The organism is Actinomadura sp. B10D3, assembly GCF_039871695.1.
GTDB lineage: Bacteria > Actinomycetota > Actinomycetes > Streptosporangiales > Streptosporangiaceae > Spirillospora > Spirillospora madurae.
Genome location: NZ_JBDPLY010000021.1, coordinates 129,147 through 149,400 on the forward strand (window position 1 = coordinate 129,147; position 20,254 = coordinate 149,400).

The window sequence follows — 20,254 nt, forward strand, 5'->3', positions numbered from 1 at the left end:
GTTCGCGGAGCGGACCCCGAACCGTCGGCCGTGCCCCCGCCGACCGCGCCGGTTCTCACCGTGCCGGAATCCGGCATGCCCGCACCGGGCGTGACCGTTCCGGCGTCGCCGCCCTCCCCGCCGTCGGCTCCGGCCCTGCTCGGGCGGCAGGGCGGGTGGCGCATCACCACGTACTACACGGCGCTGGAAAGCCTCTACCGCGGCAAACGGAAGGCGGTGCGGGGCTGCACCGAGTTCCACTGCTCGCACGGGAAGACACCGCTCGGCAGCTATCCGGCGGACTTCCTGAAGGTCGTCCAGACCGAGGGCAGCGGGCGCATCACCGCGGGCCCGCAGCGGGGCCGGTACCTGAACTGGTCGCACAGCGTGGGTTTCTGGCTGGACGACACCACGCGTGACTCGCGAGGGCGTCCCCTCAAGCCGTGGGTGTCGGCGGCGGCCGACACGTCGGTCCTCGATCGCGGGCAGCGGTTCGCGATCGCCGGGTGCGGACGGGACGGGAACGGGCGGCCGATCCCCACCGAGGTGTGCGAGAGGTTCCGCAAGGCTCGCTGGACGGTCACCGATCTCTTCCGTCCGGGATACGGCGGCGAGAATCACGCCGACGTCTACCTCGGCGAGGAGACGGGTTCCCGCATGTCCGGCTCGCCCTTCTACACCACGCTGAAGGGCGCCACCCTCGTCCCGTCCTAGGACGGGACGCGGTCGCCCGGACGGGGTGAGGCGAGCCGGGTGGCCTGCGTCCGGCCCCGCAGCGTGACCTCGTCCCCGAGCGACCAGCGGGCCGCCTCCTCCGGAGAGGCCTGCGCGAGGAGGGAGCCGGCCGCCAGGACCCGCGCCTCGGTGGTCTTGGCCATGTCGGTCAGGCGGGCGGCCTCGTTCACCGGGTCGCCGATCACGGTGTACTCGAAGCGCTCCTCGGCGCCGATGTGCCCGGCGACGGCCTCGCCCGCCGAGACGCCGACGGCCGCCTCCAGCTCCGGGGCGTCCGCGCGCAGCCGCCGGTCGAGCTCCCGGGAGGCGGCGAGCGCGCGCCCGGGGGCGCCCTCCAGCGCGAGCGGCGCCCCGAACACCGCGAGCGCGGCGTCGCCCTCGAACTTGTTGATCCACCCGCCGTGCGCGTCGACCACCTCGACGACCACGGCGAAGAAGGCGTTCAGCAGCCGGACGACCTCGCCGGGCGGCCGGGCGGCGGCGAGCCGGGTGGAGCCGATGAGATCCACGAAGATCACCGCGACCTCGCGCAGCTCGCCGCCGAGGTCGATGCCGCGCTCCAGGGCGACGCGGGCGACGTCCACGCCGACCTGGCGGCCGAACAGGTCCTGGAGCCGCTCGTGCTCGCGCAGCCCGGCGGCCATGTGGTTGAACCCGGCCTGCAGCAGCCCGACCTCGCTGGCGTCGTAGACGGGGACCTCGACGTCCAGGTCGCCGCGCTCGACGCGGGCGAGGCCGAGCCGGACCGACTCGACCGGGTCGGCGATGGCGCGGGCGGCGCCGTAGGTGACGCCGAAGCCGACGACCAGCGCGATGCCGCCGAGGGCGAGCACGGCGACCGCGAAGTCCCGCACGGTGATCTTGGCGATGAGGAACGAGCCGATCGCCAGGGTGATCAGCCCGAGGATCGGGACGGCGGTGCCGAGCCCCCAGGCCAGCACGGAGCGGGCGACGACGCCGGGCAGCCCGGTGCGGCGCGGCATCTCGCTGCGCAGCGTCGCGGTCACCGCCCGCCGCAGCAGCCGCTCGGTCAGCAGGTAAACGACCGTGCAGGTGGTGAGGCCGCCGAGCAGGCTCGTCAGGCCGAGCTTGACGGCCAGCAGCGCGGAGAACGGGGCGTTGATGACGACCCAGCCGACCGTCCCGATCGCCCAGAGCGTCAGGTGCAGCGCCATCAGCCGCAGCGGCCCGTACAGCAGCAGGAGGCGCTCGTGCCGGTCGGGCTCGTCGTGCCCCTCGACCATGCGCCGGACACGGCGGAAGAACCGCTCGCCGAGCAGGAGCCCGACGGGCACCGCGGCGGCGACGTAGGCGGTGAAGACGATCAGGTTGACGAGCCGGAGCCGCTCGGACACCTCGCCGACCGGGTCGGGGACGACGACCGCGAACGCCAGCACGACCAGGGCGCCGCCGAGGTTGGCGAGGCCGGTGGCGACGGTCACCAGGATGCGGGCGCGGCGGGCGATGCGGGCGCGCGAGTCGCCGGGCGCCCCGTCGACGAACCGCCACACGGGGCCGAGCCAGGGCCCGCGGCGGGGCGCCTGGGAGGGGGCCGGGGCCGGGCCGCCCCGCCGGCCGCCGCCGGCGGCGAGACCGATCGGAGGCCGCCCCGGTCCCGGCGCGGGCTCCGCCTGTTCGGTCTCCATGAGCGTGCAGGTTATCCGGTCGGATCGGCCGTATCCCCACGGCCGCCGAGCGACATCGGGGAGGGATTGCTCACTTACGTCCGGATCGGGTCGAGGAGCCGGTGCGGGGAGCGCAGGACCATGCTGACCGGGTCGGTGCGGCGGCGGACGCCGGGGCCCGCGTGGATCTCCAGGTCCTCCGGCCGCACATGGCGCCCGCACGCGGCGCACGTCCCGTCCGGGCTCACCTGGGTTCCGCAGGCCGAGTGCACGAACAGGCGGCACGGTTCGGCGGACAGGTGGTCCTCCGCCCAGCGGGCGAGGGTGTGGACGGCGGGCCACAGGTCCTTGCCCATTTTCGTCAGCACGTAGTCGTGGCCGTCCTTGACGAGGACGCCGGTGTCGACGAGCGACTGGAGGCGCGCGGACAGCACCGCCCGGGGAATGTCCAGGTGGATGAGGAAGTCGCTGAACCGGCGGACGCCGTAGAAGGCGTCCCGGACGATGAGCAGCGTCCAGCGCTCCCCCACGACCTCCAGCGCGCGGGCCAGCGAGCAGTCCTGCGCCGCGTAGTCCTTCCCGAGTGCCATGGGCACCAGGTTACCTGTCCTCAGGTTCGTTGACTGAACTTGGCGTGCTACCGTCACCCCATCAGTTCGTTCAATGAACCTGGAGACCGGATGACGACCCTGGCGACCCCCCGGAGTACGCGCCGCGCGCCCGGCTCCGCCGCCGCGCTGACGCTGACGGCCGCCGCCACCCTGCTGGCGCTGATGAACTACTGCGCCCCGGCGGCGACGCTGGCCGAGACGGCCCGCGGGCTGCACGCCGGGGCGACCGCGCAGATCTGGCTGATGAGCTCCATCAGCCTGGGCCTCTCGGCGGCGCTGCTCGCCGCCGGCAGCCTGGCCGACGACCACGGCCGCAAGCGGACGTTCGTGGCCGGCGCGGCGGCGCTCGCCGTCTCCAGCGTCGCCTGCGCCCTCGCGCCCAACGCCCCGGTGTTCGTCGCGGGCCGGATCGCGCAGGGCGCGGCGAGCGCCGCGCTGCTGGTGACCGGCCTCGGCATCCTCGGCGCCACGTTCGAGCCCGGCCCCCGCCGGGCCCGCGCCACCGGCATGTGGGGCGCGATGCTCGGCCTCGGCATCGCGCTCGGCCCGATCGCCGCCGCCGTGCTGACCGCCGCCGCCGGCTGGCGGTCGTGGTACTGGGCGACGGTCGCCGCGGCGGTGCTGCTCGGCGCGGCGGCGGCCCGCACGCTCGGCGAGTCCCGGGCCGAGCGCCCGCGCGGGCTCGACGTGCCGGGTCTGGTCACCATGAGCCTGGGCGTGGCGGCGCTGCTGACGGCCATCACCTGGGGGCGCACCGGCTGGACCGCCCCGGGCGTGCTCGCGCTGTTCGCGGCGGCGGCCGTCCTGTTCGCCGCCTTCGCCCTGGTCGAGGCGCGGCGGCGGGAACCGATGATCGACCTCGGCCTGTTCCGGCGGCCCGCGTTCCTGCTGTCGGTCTCGGGGGCGCTCGTCACCGGGCTCGCCGTGATCGGGATCATGACCTACCTCGCGACGATGATGATCCTGGTGATGGGCCTGTCCCCGGTCGGGGCGGCGCTGGTGCTCGCGATCTGGTCGGCGCTGTCGTTCGCCGTCGCGCTGCAGGCGCACCGCATCCCCGCTCGCCTGCCCGTCCGGCACCTGCTGGCCGGCGGGTTCGCGCTCGCCGCCGTCAGCGAGCTCGCGATGGCGGTCCTCGCGCCCGGCGCGCACTGGTGGCGGCTGGCCCCCGGCCTGGCCGCCGCCGGCGTCGCCAGCGGCGTGACCAACGCGATGCTCGCCCGGCTGGCCGTGGAGAGCGTCCCCGCCGACCGCGCGAGCATGGGCGCGGGCGCCAACAACACCGCCCGCTACATCGGCGCTTCGCTGGGCGTGGCGATCGTCGGGGCCATCGCGACCGGCTCGGGGCACGACCCGTCCTCGCTGGCGCACGGCACGAACGTCGCGCTGGTCGTCTCGGCCGCCGCCGCCCTCGCCTACGCGGGGCTGGCCCTGGTGATCCGCGACCGGGCCTGAGCGGCCCTCCGGCCTACGCGAGCTCCTCGATGAACGCGGCGAGCTGCGTGAGGTTGCGGCACTCGTACATGGGGACGAGCTCGCCGTAGCGGGACGCGGCCGAGTCGCCGGTGTCCCACTGCCTGCGCGGCTCGGGGTTGAGCCAGTACGCGTGGCGGGCGCGGTCCACCATCGACCGCAGGATCGGCAGCGACAGCTCGCCGTAGTTGGAGCGGGCGTCGCCGAGGATCAGCAGGGACGTCTTCGGCGTGATGGCGTCGCGGTACCGGTCGTCGAACACCTTGATCGCGTGCCCGTAGTTGGACCGCCCGGTGATCCACACCAGGTCGGCCTCGGCGGCGAGGCGGGTCATGGCGTCCGCGACGTCCACGCCCGGGGCGAAGTACTTGGTGATCTCGTCGGTGGCGTCGATGAACGCGAACGCGCGGACCTTGGTGAACTGCTCCCGCAGCGCGAACGTCAGCAGCAGCGTGAAGTGCGCGAACGCCGACACCGAGTCGCTGGCGTCGCACAGCACGACCAGTTCGGGTTTGTGCGGGCGCCGCGGCCGGTGGTGGGTGGTGAGCGGCACTCCCCCGCTGGCCAGGGACGCGCGGACCGTCCGGCGGAAGTCGAGCCGCCCGCGCCTGCCGTGCCGCTGCTTCTGCACGAGCCGGGAGGCGAGCTTGCGCGCCAGCGGGTACACCTCGCGGCGCAGCGCCTCCATCTCGGCGCGGGTGGCGCCGGCGAAGTCGAGCCGCTCCAGCGGCGGCCGGACGGCGATCCGGGCGGTGCGCTCCACGCCGGTGTCCTCGGCGATGCGGCGCCGCACCTCGCCCGCGACGAGGTCCTGGAACCGGGCGATGCGGTCGCGGAACGTGCGGCGCGCGACCCGTTCGGCCATGCCGCCGCGCTCCTGCCCGCCGAGGACGGCACTGAGCAGCCGGGCCATCAGCGTCTCCGGCGACAGCGCGTTGAGGACGCCGGAGGAGAACCACGACTCCTGCCCGGGCGTCCGCCCGAACTCGGCGACGGCCAGGCGGGCGAACTGGCGCAGCCCCGCGTCGTCCCCGGCGAGCAGGAGGTCCGCCAGCTCGCCGCGGCGGGCCTGCACCTGGGGGTCCAGCGCCGGCGGGACGGGGCGGCCGTCGTCGTCCAGCGTCCGGGCGTCCCGCTCCGGGGCGGTCCCGGCGCCCGCGCCGTCGCCGACCGCCGCGGGGAACCACAGATCGAAGAGCGTGTCGAACGTCGGGCGGTGCTGGGGCCGCTTGACGACGGTCGCCGCGTAGGCGGCGCGCAGCGACTCGCGGTCGAGCAGGTCGACCGCCTGCATGGCCCGCACCGCGTCCAGCCCCTCGGCGACCGACACCGGCAGCCCGGCCCGCCGCAGCTCCGCCACGAACCCGGTGTGCCGGTCGACCAGGGACGCCATGTCAGCCCCTCAGCCCCAGTTCCCTGGCCGCGCGCTCCTGGTCGGAGACGTGCTTGAGGACGACGCCGAGGGTCCGGCCGACGGCGGCCTCGTCCAGGTCGTCCAGCCCGAGGGCGAGCAGGGTGCGGGCCCAGTCGACGGTCTCGGCGATCGACGGCGCCTTCTTGATCTCCAGGTCGCGCAGCGTCCCCACGGTCCGGACGAGCTGCTCGGCCAGCTCCGCCTCGATCCCCGGGACCTGGGCGAGGACGATGTCGCGCTCCCGGTCCGGCGCCGGGTAGTCCAGGTGCAGGTAGAGGCAGCGGCGCTTGAGGGCCTCCGACAGCTCCCGGGCCGCGTTCGAGGTGATCAGCACGAAGGGGCGGCGGACGGCGGCGACCGTGCCCAGCTCGGGGATCGTGACCTGGAAGTCCGACAGGACCTCCAGCAGCATGCCCTCCACCTCGACGTCGGCCTTGTCCGCCTCGTCGATCAGCAGGACGGTCGGGTCGCTCCGCCGGATCGCCGCCAGCAGCGGCCGTTCCAGCAGGAACTCCTCGGAGAAGATGTCGTCGTGGGTCTCCTGCCAGGCCCGGTCCGCCGGGGCGGCCTGGATGGCGAGGAGCTGCTTCTTGTAGTTGAACTCGTAGAGCGCGCGGGCCTCGTCCAGGCCCTCGTAGCACTGGAGGCGGATCAGCTCCGCGCCGGTCGCGGTCGCGACGGCCTTGGCCAGCTCGGTCTTGCCGACCCCGGCGGGGCCCTCGACGAGCAGCGGCTTGCCCAGCGCCTGCGCGAGGTACACGGTCGTCGCGATCGCCTCGTCCGCGAGGTAGCGGACGCCGGCCAGCCTGCGCTCCACATCGGCGGGCGAGGCGAACATCCCGTCGGTCATCCGTTGCCCCTCTTCGTGGCGCGCGTCTTCACCGCGGCCTTCTTGTAGGTCTGGTTCGTGCCGGCGAACACGAAGGACGTCTTGTTCTCGCTCAGGGCGACCCCCCAATAGGACGCGGTCTGTGGGTCACCGCCCTTCCAGGAGAAGCGGTACTTCCCGCCGCCTTCGGGGATGACCGAGCCGCTCCACAGTTTCTGGCCCGCCCGCACCCACACGCCCCTTCCGTCGGCCGTGAACTGGAAGTAGTCCTTGGCGGCGCCGACCCAGCGTCCGACGAGCGGCTTCATGTCCGCGGGCCGCACCGCGGGCAGCGGCGCCAGGGTGGGCGGTGCGGACGCCCCGGCGGAGTCCTTCTTCTCGCCGCCGCATCCCGCGAGGAGCAGCCCCGCCACGGCGGCGCAGACGGCGAGGGCGGTGGAACGGGCCCGCACTGTCACGGAGACCTCCGGGTGTTCTGGGGCGAAAGCGGAAGTTTATCGGCGTTGTCCGCTCACCCCTGAGGGTGAGCCGGGAGCTCGCCCCGCAGGGTGACGCGGCTTTCCCGCGCGCCCGCCTATAACGGAACGCATGACGACCCCGAAACTGCCGCGCGAGGACCTCACGGCGGCCATGGCGGCCCGGCGCGAGCTCGGGCCCGACTACGACGACGCCTTCATCGAGACGGTCGTGGACCGCATCGAGGAGGCGCTGGACGCGCGTGCCGCCGCCGCGCCGCGGCCGCGGGCCCGGGCCTGGCCGGCGCCGGAGCCGCGGCGCGAGGGCGGCGACCGCGATCACAGTCTCGCCATGGCCGTGCTGTCGCTGCTCGCCGCGATCCCGCTGAGCGCGATCGGGGTGGTCAACGCCGGCCTGCCGGGACTGCTGTTCGCCCTCGCCGGCATCGTGCTCGTGAACCTTACCTACACCTTCCGGCCGCGCCGCTAGCGCTCCGTCACCTGCCGGGCTCGGGGTCGCGGGGAAGGCCCAGGATGCGCTCGCCGATGATGTTGAGCTGCACCTCCGTGGTCCCGCCGTAGATCGTCATCGCACGGCTGAACAGCATGGCGCGTCCCACGATGCCGCTCTCGGCCATCGGCACCTCCGTGGCCGCGGCGGCGCCCTGGGCCGCCCAGCAGTAGTCGGCGACGTCCTGGTTGAACTGGACGCCGAGGAGCTTGCGGACGCTGGCCTCCGCGCCCGGCTCCACGCCGTTCAGCTGCTTGAGTGTCGTTCGCAGGCCGAGCAGGTCGATCGACTGGCCCTGCGCGACGAGCCGGCCGACCTCGGCGGCCGCGACCGCGTCCGGCTCCCGCTTCGCGAAGAACGCCAGCAGTTCGGGGACGCCCATGCCGAGGCCGCCGCCGGTGGACAGCGACACCCGCTCGTTGGACAGCGTGTTGCGTGCGACCTGCCAGCCCCGGTTCACCTCGCCGACCACGTGCTCGTCCGGAACGAAGACGCCGTCGAGGAACACCTCGTTGAACAGCGCGTCGCCGGTCAGCTCGCGCAGCGGGCGGACGTCCACCCCCGCCGACTTCATGTCGATCAGGAAGTAGGTGATGCCGTCGTGCTTCGGCGCGCCGGGGTCGGTGCGGGCGATGCAGAAGCCCCACTCGGCGTGGTGGGCGAGCGACGTCCAGATCTTCTGGCCGGTGAGCTTCCAGCCGCCCTCGACCCGCTCCGCCTTCATCGACAGGGACGCCAGGTCGGAGCCCGCGCCCGGCTCGGAGAACAGCTGGCACCAGACGATCTTCCCGCGCAGCGTCGGGCGCAGGAACCGCTCCTTCTGCTCGTCCGACCCGTACCGGACGAGGGAGGGCACCAGCCAGGCGCCGATCCCGAGGTTCGGGGTCTTGACCTTCGCGGCCCGCAGCTCCTGCTGGATGAGGATCTGCTCGACCGGCCCGGCCTCCCGGCCCCACGGCTTGGGGAAGTGCGGGACGGTCCAGCCCTCGTCCCCCAGCCGGGCGTGCAGCTCGGCCTTGTCCTCGATCGCGGCCAGCTCGGCGACCTCGGCGCGGATACGCTCGCGCAGCGGCGCGGCGTCCTCGTCCAGCTCCAGCACGACCTCGCGGCGCCCGCCGTCCAGCGCGAGCCCGGCGACCTTGGCGGCCCAGTCCTTGGACGGGCCGAGCAGCGCCCGCAGGGTGAGGGCGCGGCGCAGGTAGACGTGCGCGTCGTGCTCCCAGGTGAAGCCGATGCCGCCGAGGATTTGGATGGCGTCGCGGGCGGTCTGCACGCCCGCGTCGACCGCGATCACGGCCGAGACGGCGGCGGCGAACCCGGCGTCCCCGGTGCCCTCGTCGAGCGCGCGGGCGGCGTCCCACGCGGCGGCGCGGGCCTGCTCCAGCGCGATGAGGCTGCGGGCGGCCTTGTGCTTGACGCCCTGGAACTGCCCGATCGGGCGGCCGAACTGCTCGCGGACCTTGGCGTACTCGGCCGCGGTCGACACCAGCCAGCCGGACAGGCCCGCGGCCTCCGCGCCGAAGAGGGCGGCGGCGATGTCCCTGACCCGGCCGCCGGTGAGGCCGTCCAGGACGCGGTCGGCGCCGACCGCGGCGCCGGAGGCCTCGACGGAGGCGACGCGGCGGACCCGGTCCAGGCTCGCGACCGGGGTGACGGTGAGGTCGGCGGCGTCGACCGCGACCCACTGCTCGCCGTCGCCGTCGGCGACCGGCAGGACGAGCACGTCGGCGAGCGAGGCGCCGAGCACCGTCGCCGACGTCCCGGAGACCACCAGGGAGTCGCCGTCGCGGCGGCCGGTCAGCTCGCCGTCCAGCGCCACCGCCGCCGTCCTCGACCCGTCGGCCAGCCCCGGCAGGAGCTCCGCGCGCAGCTTGGCGTTGCTGGAGGCGTCGATCACCGCGCTCGCGAGCACGGTCGGCAGGAACGGGCCCGGCGCCGCGGCGCGGCCGAGCTCCTCCAGGACCACCGCCAGCTCCAGCAGGCCGAAGCCCTGCCCGCCGTGCTCCTCGTCCAGGTGCAGGCCGAGCAGGCCCTGCTCGGCGAGGGCCGGCCAGAACGCGGGCCGGGTCTCCTCGTCGGCGTCCAGCGCGGCCCGGACGGCCGTCGCGGGAATGTTGCGGTCGGCGAAGCCGCGCACCGATTCGGCGAGCGCCTCGTGCTCCTCGGTCAGCCCGATGGCCATGCGTGACCCCTCTCTCCCACCTTTTGACCGAGATTCTAGAACAGGATTCGGATCTCTGGGGGAGGTGATCCCGCTCTCATCCCTCTTGTGTCGTCTCCGCCGCGGGCTCGGGCACCGGCCCGGTCACGGCCGGCTTGCCGCCGGACCGCTTCGGCCCGGCCGCCAGGCTCGCGACGGTGGTGGCGGCCAGCGTCCCGGCGATCACCGCCAGGGACAGCCAGATCGGCACCTCCGGCGCCCACGCGACACCGTACTCGTGCAGCGCGTGGAAGATCAGCTTGACACCGATGAAGCCGAGGATGAACGCCAGCCCGTGCCCGAGGTAGACCAGCCGGTCGGTGAGCCCGCCGAGCAGGAAGTACAGCTGGACGAGGCCCATCAGGGCGAACGCGTTGGCGGTGAAGACCAGGTACGGCTCGGTCGTCAGCCCGAAGATCGCGGGGATCGAGTCCAGCGCGAACAGCACGTCGGTGGAGCCGATCGCGATCATGACGATGGCCATCGGGGTGACCAGCCGCCGCCCGGACCCGCGGGTGACGAACCGGCTGCCGTCGTACTCGTCGGACGTCGGGATGACGCGCTTCGCCCAGCGCAGCAGCGCGTTCTCCTTGAACTCGTCCTCGTCGCCGCCGCGGACCAGGCCGATCGCCGTCCAGATGAGGAACGCGCCGAAGATGAAGAAGACCCACGTGAAGGTGGCGATGGCCGCGGCGCCGACCGCGATGAAGATGCCGCGCAGCACCAGCGCGATCACGATGCCCGCCATCAGCACGGTGTGCTGCGCGTGCTTCGGCACCGCGAACCGGGTGAGGATCACCATGAACACGAACAGGTTGTCGACGCTGAGGCTCTTCTCGGTGACGAACCCGCCGAAGTACTCCGCGGCGTGCTCACCGCCGGAGAACGCCCACACGCCGAGGCCGAACAGTGCGGCGAGGCCGATGTAGACGGTGGACCAGAACGCGGCCCTGCGGGTGGTGAACTCCCGCGTGTCGTTGCGGTGGATCAGGAACAGGTCGGCCGCGATGATCGCGAGAATACCCGCGATGGTGAGGGCCCAGACCAAGGGTGGAACCGACAACGTGAACCCCTCCGGCGGACACGAAACGAGCGCCGGAGGTCTCTCCCGCCCAGGGTGCGCGAGGGCCGCGGAACCCGGGCAGGTATGGACCGGCCGTACTGACGGGAACCGCGCGCAGGGATACTCCCCTCCGATTACCTCCTTGAACGCGGCCCGGGACGGGGTGGTTCCCGAACCGGCGAGAAATCTTGGTCCCGTTCCGAACCCGAGCGCCGGACGCGGCGTCTAAGGTCCGGTCGCCTCCCACCCTCGCGGGCTCAGCGGCGGACCCCGGCCAGTTCCAGGTAGAGGGCCGCGAGCTGATCGGCGGCGTCGTCCTCGTCCGGCAGCAGCGCCGACCGCTCGGCGGCGGCCGAGGCGAGCCGCGCCGCGAGCGACGGGTCGTCCAGGACGCGGTCCACCGCGCGGCCGAGCGCCTCCGCGTCGTTCGGCGGCACCAGCAGGGCGGCCTCGGTCTCCGGACCCTGCAGCAGCGGCTCCTCCCCGCCGCGCTCCGCCGCGCCGAGCATCCCGGGGATCCCGCCGACGCGGGTCGCCACCAGCGGCCGCCCCGCCCGCAGGATCTCCTGGACGATCAGCGGCTGCCCCTCCCACACGCTCGGCACGACCGCCACGTCGCAGGCGGCCAGCAGCGCGGCGACGTCGGAGCGGCGGCCGAGCAGCCGGACGGGCAGGTCCTCGGCCTCGACGCGGGCGCGCAGTTCGTCCTCCAGCGGCCCGTCGCCGGCGATCGCGACGAGCGGCGGCGGGGTGCGCCCCGTCCAGCCGCGCGCCGCGTCCAGCAGGGTCGGCAGGCCCTTCTGCCGGGCCAGCCGCCCGACCGTGACGATCAGCGGCCGCTCCCCCACCCCGAGCTCCGCACGCAGGTCGGCGCGCACGGCGGGGCCCGGCTGGGCGCGCGGTGCGGGGGCGGGGACGATCGCATGCCCGACCGAGCGGGCGCCGAGGTCCCGCATCCGGTCCTCCAGATCGGGCGAGACGCCGAGGACGCGGGAGGCGCCGCGCGCCACGACGCGCTCCAGCAGCCCGTAGACGGCGGCGGTCCGCCCGCCCGCGATGACGGCGTTGTGCAGGGTGACGACCAGCGGCGGGCCGCCCCGCGTGAAGCGCAGCGGCCCCGGGGCGACGCGCCCGCACGCCGCGACCGCGAGGGCCCCCGCGCGCAGGCCGTGGGCGTGGACGACGTCCGCGTCGCGCAGCAGGCCGCGCAGCCGGGCGGCGGCCCTGGCGTCGCTCACCGGGCGGGGCCGGTCGGCGAGGTCGACCTCGGCGAAGCGGGCACCGCCTTCGGTGAACCCGAACAGCTCCTCGGTCGGCGCCGGACCGCAGACCAGGACGCGGGCACCGCGCCCGGCCAGGCGCTCGGCGACCGACCGGACGTGCCGGCCGACGCCGCCGGCGCTGGTGCCGAGGACCAGCGCCACGCGCAGGTCGTCCAGATGCTCATCGGACATTGCGGGTGACCTTCCGGCTGAGGACGGCCCGCAGATCCCGGCCGTCGATCACGAATGCGATGATCAGGAACACCGCGGCGGCGACGAGCGCGGCGAGCGCCCCCGTCCCGGCGTTGCGCAGCTCCGCCGCCGGACCGGTCCCGCCGAGGCCGAGCAGCGCGGCCGTCGCGTATCCGGCGGCGCCGCCCGCGGCGCCGCCGAGCAGCCCGGCGGCCAGCGCGCGCGGGAGCCCGCGCACGGACGCCGCGCCCCGCGCGCGGGCGAGGGTCACGAGGAGCAGCACCCCCGCGACCGTCATGCCGGCCGCGTTGCCGACGCCGAGCGCCGCGACCACCTGCGTGCGGTCGACCGACAGCACGAGCGCGACGTCGGCGGCCATCACGACGAGCCAGCCCGCGACGATCGCCGCGGCCCCCATCCGGCCCCGGTGGCACGCGAACAGCACGCGCTGGAGGTGCGCGACGAGCCCGTATCCGAGCAGGCCGGGCGCGAACGCGAGCACCGCCTTGGACAGCACGTCCTGCTGGTCGGGGTGGCCCGGGTTGAACACGGCCCCGACCGGCAGCGCGACGGCCGCGAGCGCGGCGGCCCCCGCGCACGACACCAGGACCACCGCGCGGGTGGTGGACGCGGTGACCTGGTCGAACCGTTCCGGCTCCCCGGCGCTCATCCGCGCCGACAGCACCGGGAACGCGCTGGTCGCGATCGGCACCGCCAGGATCGCCCACGGCAGCAGGTAGATCGCCCACGCGTACTGGTAGTTCGCGAGCGCGCCGCCCGTCCCCTCGTAGCTGAGCCGGACGACGAGCAGCGCCGACAGCTGCTGCGCCGCGACCGTCGCCAGGCCGGCGACCGCGAGCCGCCGCACCCGCGGCGCCACCCCGTCCGGGAAGCGCAGGGTCGGGCGCAGCCGGAGCCGCAGCCGCCAGGCCGCGACCCCGGCGGTGGCGGCCATCGCGACGCCGCCGAGCGCCGTCCCGACCGACAGCGTCAGCATCGCGCCCGTCGGGAGCCCGGCGAGGTCGTTCTCGAACCCGCGGCCGAGCGGGGCGTACGCGACGTAGGCGCCGATCACCACCAGGCTCGACATCAGCGGCGCCAGCGCCGGTGCGACGAACCGGCGGTGCGACTGCAGCAGCCCGTACAGCACCACCGCCAGCCCGTACATCACCATCTGGACGGACTGGATCGCGAGCATGGTCGAGCCGACGTCGATGATCTGCCCGCGGGAGCATCCCTGTTGGTCGCCGCCCGCGAGCAGCCCCATGACCGGGCGGGACGCGAGCGCCATCAGCGCCGACAGCGGCACCATCAGCACGACGATCCAGGTGAGCAGCGCCGCCCCGATCCGGCGGACCTGCTCCCGGTCGCCGCGCTCGGCGGGGCCCGCCAGCACCGGCACGACCATGCTGGCGAGCGCGCCGCCCGCGACGATCTCGTACACGATGCTGGGGAACTGCGTGGAGGTGAAGTACGCCTGGCTGAGGCAGGACGTGGTGACCGTCTGCGAGAACGCGTAGGTGCGCCCGAACCCGGCGAGCCTGGACAGCACCGTGATGACCGCGATCACCACGGCGGCGCCGGCGAGCCCGCCGGTCAGCCGGCGCACGGCGGACGGCGGCCTGGCCGGCGGGGGCGCTTCGGACGAGGGCACGGTGGAGGAAGGCACGCTGCGTGGAGGAGGCGGGGGGCCGTCCGCGCGCTAGGCCGGGTCGGCGGCCACGCCGTTGCCGGCCGGGCCTGTACCCGCCGCCCCGGCTTGCGGCGGCACGGACGCGTGGAACGTGTCGTCCGTCACCGGCTTGGCGGCCTCCGCCGGGGCGGGGACGGGCGGGGCGGCCGGGCGGCGGCCGAGCATGTCGATGCGGTTCAGCACCGGGTTGGCGGCGATGACCTTGGTGAAGCTGACGAACTCGCTGGCCGCGTTCAGCCCGGCGATCCCGGTGAGGACGGCGAGCCGCGGCCCCCGGCCGAGGCGGGTCGCGGCGAGGCCGAGCAGCGCGCCGAGCGCGTTGGCGCCGGTGTCGCCGAGCATCGCGCGCTCGCCGAGGTCCTCGGGGAGCAGCGCGGCGGCGGCGCCGAGCGGCGCGGCGACGACGGCGGAGCCGGACCGGGTCAGCGCCAGCGGCGTGCCGGCGATCAGCCCGACCTTGACGGCGCGGCCGGGGCGCAGGTCGAAGAGGTTCATCAGGTTCGCCGACCCGGCGATGATCGCGCCGTTGAGCAGGGTGTCGAACGCGCGTCCCGTCCGGGACGGGGCGGGCGACCCGGCCACGGCCGCGGCGGCCAGCCCGGTCGCGCCGATGCCGAGGATCTTCACCGCGCCGCTGGTCACCTCGCCGCGGGCGAGGGCGGCCAGGTGGCCCTTGAAGCCGCGGGACGCGCCGGAGCCGGCGAGGTCGTCGTAGCCGCCGAGGACGCCGGAGCCGGCGCCCGCGAGCAGGGCCGCCGCGCGCATCCGGCCGGGGACCCCGGGGGCGATCAGTCCGGCCGCGGCGGCGCCCGCGACGACGGCGGGCCCCTCCAGCAGCGTCACCGGTTCGCCGCGGTGGTTGGTGCGGCCCCAGACGTCCTCACCGGGCAGGCCGTTGAGGCCCGGGGGGCGGCGGGTCAGCGCGGCGTAGGCGGCGCGCGCGGCCGCGGCGCCCAGGCCGAGCCCGGCCGCGAACCGCGCTCCGGTGGCGATGCCTCGTCTCATCAGGTCACCCGTTCTTCCCCGCCGTGGGCGCGGGCGAGGGCAGGTAGCCGCTCACGCCGGCGCCCGTGCCGTACTGCCCGGACTTGCCGCCGATCTCCTTCTGCAGCGCCAGGATCGTGACGACCTGGCCGGACGCGGTGTCCACCACGTCGACGGCGGAGACCGAGTCGGCGGCGTCGGAGTCGCGCAGCGCCGCGATCAGCCCGCCCTCCTGCGCGGAGGTCGGCGGGCCACCGACGACGGTACCGCGCCCGGCGCCGTCGAGTGCGGAGGCCAGCGAGATCAGTGCCTTGTTGTCGTCGCCGCCGCCGTCGTAGGCGTACGGCGCGGAGGGGGCGACCATCACCGCGAGCGTCGCGTGCTGGCCGGGCTTGCCGCTGGTGGTGACGTAGCCGGCCTCCTTGAAGCCGTTGAGGACGGCGCCGCCGGCGGCGTCCTCGCGGCCGGACTTGGCGGGGTCCTTGGTGACGAGAGCGTTGGCGAGGACCGCGCCCGCCTTGGCGTAGGCGTTCGCGTCGTCGGGGAACGTGACGTCGTCGGTCTTGAGCTGGGTGGCGAGCTCGTCGACGGTGGTCTGCTGGTCGTCGTCCAGGAACTTCTTCTGGATCGTGACGCGCCCGGTGACGGCGGCGCCCGCGTTCTTGGCGAGCTCGCTGACCTGCTCGATGCTGTCGTCGCCGGCGCCCGGCGTCTCGACCAGGATCACGGACTGGCCCTTGAGCCGGTTCTCGACGAGCTGCGGCGAGAGCACGTCGGTGAACTGCTCCTGCCCGTTCACCTGGTGCTGCAGGTCGCGCTGCGCCAGCCGGGCCTGCTGGGCGGTCTTGGCCGCGGAGTTCGCCTGCTGGCGCAGGGTGTCGCTCACCGAGTTCGACAGCGTGGTCGAGCCGAGCACGATGCCGAGCGCCAGCGCGAGGAAGATCGCGACGATGGAGACGAGGTGGTAGCGGAAATCGATCACGTGAAGAGTCCGGTCAGCCAGAAGACGAAGGCGTGCCAGCGGTCGGCGAGCAGGGGACTGATGACGTCCCCCGCCGGGGACATGGCGACGGCGGTGACGATGGCGATGAACGCGCCGAGGACGAGGAACAGCAGGGACCAGGTGGAGATGCGGCTGCGGTAGAGCCGGCTGACGCCCTTGGCGTCCACGAGCTTGCTGCCGACGCGCAGGCGGGTGAGGAACGTGCTGGCCATGCCGGCGCGCCCCTTGTCGAAGAACTCCTCCATGTTGGCGTGCGTGCCGACCGCGACGATCAGCGAGGCGCCCTTGTCGTCGGCGAGCAGCATCGCGATGTCCTCGCTGGTGGCGGCGGCCGGGAAGACCACGGCATCCTGCCCCAGCTCGTGGACGCGCTTGAGGCCGGGCGCCCGCCCGTCCCGGTAGGCGTGCACGACGAGCTCGGCGCCGCTGGTGAGGGCGTCGTCGGACACCGAGTCCATGTCGCCGACGATCATGTCGGGGCGGTAGCCGGCCTCCATCAGCGCGTCGGCGCCGCCGTCCACCCCGATCAGCACGGGTCGGTACTCGCGCAGGTAGGGCCGCAGGGTCGCGATGTCCTCGCGGTAGTGGTAGCCGCGGACGACGATCAGCGCGTGCCGCCCGCTGATCTTGGTGGCCACCTCGGGGACGCCGACGCCGTCGATGAGCAGGTCGCGCTCGCGCTTGACGTACTCCATCGTGTTGGCGACGAACGCCTCCAGCTGGGCCGACAGCCCGGCCTTGGCCTCGGTCAGCGCCTCCTCGACGGACTCGGCGGTCTGCTCGGTGCCCTTGGCGACGACGTCCTCGCCGCGGTGCACGGCGCACCCCTCGACGCGGACCTGGTCGCCCTCGTGCAGCTTGCCGAAGATCTCCGGGCCGACGTCGTCAACCAGCGGGATGCCGGCCTCGATCAAGATCTGCGGGCCGAGGTTCGGGTACCGGCCGGAGATGCTGGGCGCGACGTTGACGACCGCGCCGACCTCGCGCGACACCAGCGCCTCGGCGCTGACCCGGTCCAGGTCGACATGGTCGATCACCGCGACCTCGCCGGGCTGGAGCCGCTTGGTCAGGTCCTTGGTGCGGCGGTCGAGCCGGACGGTGGCGCTGACCCCCGGCCGGCCGTCGTCGCGGCCTCGGCCCAGCGTGAGCACGCGCCGCGGCAGTTTCCCGGTCAGCCGGACGCGGCGCTCAGTGGCGGGTGACGACTCGTTCATCACCAACCATCCTGCCAGAGCACGGCGGTGGCCGCCGGAAAGATCGACTGTCCTGGCGTGTCCGTTCACGTACTCTCTGTAGTCTTTGCCGGGACGGCCGGGTCCGGTTCCCCCGCGGCGCGCGGGCGGAGCGGCTACTCCTCCTCGGCCGCCATGGCGAGGAGTTCCTCGGCGTGGGCGCGGCCGAGCTCGGAGTCCTCCAGCCCCGCGAGCATCCGGGACAGCTCCCGCACCCGGCCCTCCCGGTCCAGCGCGGTGACGCCGCTCCGGGTGACGGTCCCGTCGTCGGACTTCTCCACCAGCAGGTGCTGGTCGGCGAACGCGGCGACCTGCGGCAGGTGCGTGACGACGATCACCTGCGCGTTGCGGGCGAGCCGGGCCAGCCGCCGTCCGATCTCCACCGCGGCCTTCCCGCCGACGCCGGCGTCCACCTCGTCGAACACGAACGTCGGCACCGGGTCGGCGCCGGCGAACACGACCTCGATCGCCAGCATCACCCGGGACAGCTCGCCGCCCGAGGCGCCTTTGTGCAGCGGCAGCGGCGGCGACCCCGGATGCGGCGCGAGCCGCACCTCGACCTCGTCGACGCCGTGCGGGCCGTAGTCCTCGGTCGGGGTCACGGTGACCACGACGCGGGCGTGCGGCATCGCCAGCGCGGTCAGCTCCGCGGTGACGGCGTCGGAGAACCGCTCGGCGGCGCGGGTGCGGACGGCGGTCAGCTCCGCCGCCTCGGCGGTGAGCCGCTCGGTCAGCTCGGCGTGCTCGGCGCGCAGCTCGTCGATGCGGTCGTCGTCGCCCTCCAGCTCCGCGAGCCGGGACGCGGACGTGCGGGCCCATTCGAGGACCTCGGCGACGGTCCCGTCCGTCCCGCCGTACTTGCGGGTCAGCGCGGTCAGCTCGGCGCGCCGCTCCTGGACGGCGGCGAGCCGCACCGGGTCGGCGTCCACCGACTCGGCGTAGGAGGCGAGGTCGGTGCCGACGTCGGAGACGAGGTAGCCGGCCTCGGTGAGCCGGTCGGCGAGCGCCGCCAGCTCCGGGTCGTGGTCGCGGACGGCCTCCAGCGCGTTGCGGGCGGTGCCGAGCAGGCTCGTCACGTTCGCGGCCTCGAACGCGGCGGCCGGGTCGCCGAGCAGCGCCTCGTGCGCGGTGTCGGCGGCGCCGCGCAGCGCGTCGGCGTGGCCGAGCCGCTCCTCCTCGGCGGCGAGGTCGACGTCCTCGCCCTCCTTCGGGTCGACCTTCTCGATCTCCTCCAGGCCGAAGCGCAGCAGGCCGGCCTCCTGGGCGCGCTCGCGGGCCCGCGTGGTCAGCTCCTCCAGCAGCGCGCTGACCTGGCGGTGACGCTGGTACGCCTTGGTGTAGGCCCGCATCGGCTTGGTCAGCGCGCCGCCCGCGTACCGGTCGAGGGCGCCGCGCTGCCGGGACGACTGGAGCAGCCGCTGCTGGTCGGACTGGCCGTGCACGGCGACCAGGTCGTCGGCCAGGTTGATCAGCACGTTCACCGGCACGGACCGGCCGCCGAGGAACGCGCGGGAGCGGCCCTCCGCCGACACCGACCGGGTGACGATCAGCGCGCCCTCGTCCAGCTCGCCGCCGGACTCCTCGACCCGCTCGACGATCCGGCCGCCGGGATCGACGACGATCCGGCCCTCGACCGTGGCGCGGTCCGCGCCTGGCCTGACCCGCTGGGGGTCGGCGCGGCCGCCGAACAGCAGGCCGAGGCTGGTGACCACCATGGTCTTGCCCGCCCCGGTCTCCCCGGTCACCACGTTGAAGCCCGGCGACAGATCGAGCACGGCCTCGTCGATCACGCCGAGGCCCTGGATCCGCACCTCATCGACCATCGGACGCACCAGCGTCACAACCCTCCGCAAACAGATCCCCGATCAGCGCCTGTGGAGATTATCCCCTCTGCCCGTCGGACGCCTCCCCGTCCCGCTCCGGGGGCACCTCCTCGGGGGCGAATCCGGGGCCCGGGTACTCGGCGATGCCGCCGGCCGCCGGGGCGTCCCCGACCTGCGAGTCCCCGAGCGGCGGGGACGGGCGGGAGGGCTGCCTGACCCGCCCGCGCCACCCCGTCACGGGCAGCCCGAACTTGGTGACCAGCCGGTCGGTGAACGGGGTGAGGTGCAGCCGCGCGAGCCGCACCGGCTCGGCGCCGCGGCGGACCTCCACCCGCGCGCCCGGCGGCAGGTCGAGGGTGCGGCGCCCGTCGCACCACAGGACGGCGCGGGGCGTGCCCGGCAGCACCTCGACCGCGACCGACGAGCGCGGCGACACCACCAGCGGCCGCGCGAACAGCGAGTGCGCGCTGATCGGGACGACCAGCATCGCCTCCACCTCGGGCCACACGACCGGGCCGCCGGCGGAGAACGCGTACGCGGTGGAGCCGGTCGGCGTGGCGCACACCACGCCGTCGCAGCCCCAGTTCGACAGCGGCCGGCCGTCGATCTCGGCGACGACCTCCAGCATCCGCTCCCGCTCGGCCTTCTCGATGCTCGCCTCGTTCAGCGCCCAGGTCGTACCGAGGACGGTGCCGTTGCGGCGCGCGATGACGTCGATGGTCATCCGCTCCTCGACGTCGTAGCGGCGGGTGCACACGCGGTCGACGGTGGCGGCGAGGTCGTCCCGCTCGGCCTCGGCGAGGAACCCGACGTGGCCGAGGTTGACGCCGAGCAGCGGGGTGCCGGACGAGCGGGTCAGGTCGGCGGCGCGCAGCAGCGTCCCGTCGCCGCCGAGGACCATGACGACCTCGGCCTCGTCGGCCGCCGCGGCGGTACTGGGCATCACGTCCACGCCCGTGCAGCCGATGTCGCCGGCCTCCTCGTCCAGGACACGGACGCAGATCCCGGCCTGGCTGAGCCGCTCGATGACCAGCTGCGCGCTGCGGACCGCCTCGGGCCGCCCGGTGTGCGCCACGACCAGCACCGACCTCTTGCTCATGCTCTCGCCCCACTCCCCGACGCGCTACGGCGTACAGACGTCTGGACGAACATCCCTCGGCGGGACGTTCC

The 20,254-nt window shown here is 74.5% G+C and carries 16 protein-coding genes and 1 pseudogene; 3 read left to right on the plus strand and 14 right to left on the minus strand.

The features are described 5' to 3' along the window. Nucleotides 1–75: 75 nt before the first annotated feature. On the plus strand, nucleotides 76–693 hold the full coding sequence (locus ABGB11_RS28035; RefSeq protein WP_347637442.1) for a hypothetical protein: 618 nt from the start codon (nucleotides 76–78) through the stop codon (nucleotides 691–693). Here the strand turns inward: ABGB11_RS28035 and ABGB11_RS28040 are convergent. Beyond that, nucleotides 690–2,360 (minus strand): adenylate/guanylate cyclase domain-containing protein, encoded by a 1,671-nt coding sequence (locus tag ABGB11_RS28040; protein WP_347637444.1) that lies wholly within the window; start codon nucleotides 2,358–2,360, stop codon nucleotides 690–692. The two genes, ABGB11_RS28035 and ABGB11_RS28040, sit on opposite strands and share 4 nt — an antisense overlap. 74 nt (nucleotides 2,361–2,434) lie before the next feature. Further along, entirely contained in the window at nucleotides 2,435–2,929 is a 495-nt protein-coding gene (locus tag ABGB11_RS28045; protein ID WP_347637446.1) for a helix-turn-helix domain-containing protein, read from the minus strand. A gap of 90 nt (nucleotides 2,930–3,019) precedes the next feature. Between ABGB11_RS28045 and ABGB11_RS28050 the strand changes: the two genes are divergently transcribed. After that, complete coding sequence (locus ABGB11_RS28050; RefSeq protein WP_347637448.1) at nucleotides 3,020–4,405, plus strand: MFS transporter; 1,386 nt, start codon at nucleotides 3,020–3,022, stop codon at nucleotides 4,403–4,405. Nucleotides 4,406–4,418: 13 nt separating this feature from the next. On the opposite strand, the gene ABGB11_RS28055 is transcribed toward ABGB11_RS28050, so the two are convergent. Genes ABGB11_RS28055 through ABGB11_RS28065 form a run of 3 tightly spaced genes read right to left on the minus strand, consistent with a single transcriptional unit; the run spans nucleotide 4,419 to nucleotide 7,124 of the window. Then, a complete protein-coding gene (locus ABGB11_RS28055; protein WP_347637450.1) occupies nucleotides 4,419–5,816 on the minus strand; it encodes a VWA domain-containing protein in 1,398 nt (465 codons plus the stop codon). Nucleotide 5,817: 1 nt separating this feature from the next. Continuing rightward, nucleotides 5,818–6,687, minus strand: a complete 870-nt coding sequence (locus ABGB11_RS28060) for a MoxR family ATPase (protein WP_347637452.1) — start codon at nucleotides 6,685–6,687, stop codon at nucleotides 5,818–5,820. Then, nucleotides 6,684–7,124, minus strand: a complete 441-nt coding sequence (locus ABGB11_RS28065; protein ID WP_347637454.1) for a hypothetical protein — start codon at nucleotides 7,122–7,124, stop codon at nucleotides 6,684–6,686. The genes ABGB11_RS28060 and ABGB11_RS28065 overlap by 4 nt, the downstream gene beginning before the upstream one ends. Nucleotides 7,125–7,254: 130 nt before the next feature. Here ABGB11_RS28065 and ABGB11_RS28070 point away from each other — a divergent pair, with 130 nt between their 5' ends. Next, on the plus strand, nucleotides 7,255–7,611 hold the full coding sequence (locus ABGB11_RS28070) for a hypothetical protein (RefSeq protein WP_347637455.1): 357 nt from the start codon (nucleotides 7,255–7,257) through the stop codon (nucleotides 7,609–7,611). 7 nt (nucleotides 7,612–7,618) lie between these two features. On the opposite strand, the gene ABGB11_RS28075 is transcribed toward ABGB11_RS28070, so the two are convergent. The 9 genes and pseudogenes from ABGB11_RS28075 to ABGB11_RS28115 all read right to left on the minus strand — a co-directional run. Continuing rightward, on the minus strand, nucleotides 7,619–9,814 hold the full coding sequence (locus tag ABGB11_RS28075; RefSeq protein WP_347637457.1) for an acyl-CoA dehydrogenase: 2,196 nt from the start codon (nucleotides 9,812–9,814) through the stop codon (nucleotides 7,619–7,621). 76 nt (nucleotides 9,815–9,890) lie between these two features. Next, nucleotides 9,891–10,895, minus strand: a complete 1,005-nt coding sequence (locus tag ABGB11_RS28080; protein WP_347637459.1) for a TerC family protein — start codon at nucleotides 10,893–10,895, stop codon at nucleotides 9,891–9,893. A 257-nt stretch (nucleotides 10,896–11,152) separates the two neighbouring features. Further along, nucleotides 11,153–12,349 carry a glycosyltransferase family 4 protein gene (locus ABGB11_RS28085; protein ID WP_347637461.1) on the minus strand — a complete coding sequence of 399 codons (1,197 nt, stop codon included), beginning with the start codon at nucleotides 12,347–12,349 and terminating at the stop codon, nucleotides 11,153–11,155. Further along, a complete protein-coding gene (locus ABGB11_RS28090) occupies nucleotides 12,339–14,003 on the minus strand; it encodes a lipid II flippase MurJ (RefSeq protein WP_347637463.1) in 1,665 nt (554 codons plus the stop codon). The genes ABGB11_RS28085 and ABGB11_RS28090 overlap by 11 nt, the downstream gene beginning before the upstream one ends. Before the next feature lie 48 nt (nucleotides 14,004–14,051). Continuing rightward, entirely contained in the window at nucleotides 14,052–15,047 is a 996-nt protein-coding gene (locus ABGB11_RS28095) for a hypothetical protein (protein WP_347637465.1), read from the minus strand. Nucleotides 15,048–15,051: 4 nt separating this feature from the next. Beyond that, nucleotides 15,052–16,008: a copper transporter gene (locus ABGB11_RS28100; RefSeq protein WP_347637467.1), complete on the minus strand. Its 957-nt coding sequence runs from the start codon at nucleotides 16,006–16,008 to the stop codon at nucleotides 15,052–15,054. Continuing rightward, the gene (steA, locus tag ABGB11_RS28105) at nucleotides 16,005–17,243 is read right to left on the minus strand and encodes a putative cytokinetic ring protein SteA (RefSeq protein WP_347637469.1); all 1,239 of its coding nucleotides are present in this window, start codon (nucleotides 17,241–17,243) and stop codon (nucleotides 16,005–16,007) included. Before steA ends, ABGB11_RS28100 begins: the two co-directional genes overlap by 4 nt. A 134-nt stretch (nucleotides 17,244–17,377) precedes the next feature. Further along, entirely contained in the window at nucleotides 17,378–19,084 is a 1,707-nt protein-coding gene (gene recN / locus ABGB11_RS28110; RefSeq protein ID WP_347637471.1) for a DNA repair protein RecN, read from the minus strand. Between the two features lie 217 nt (nucleotides 19,085–19,301). Then, nucleotides 19,302–20,183, minus strand: a pseudogene (locus ABGB11_RS28115) (NAD kinase); the annotation flags it as partial. Between the last annotated feature and the right edge of the window lie 71 nt (nucleotides 20,184–20,254).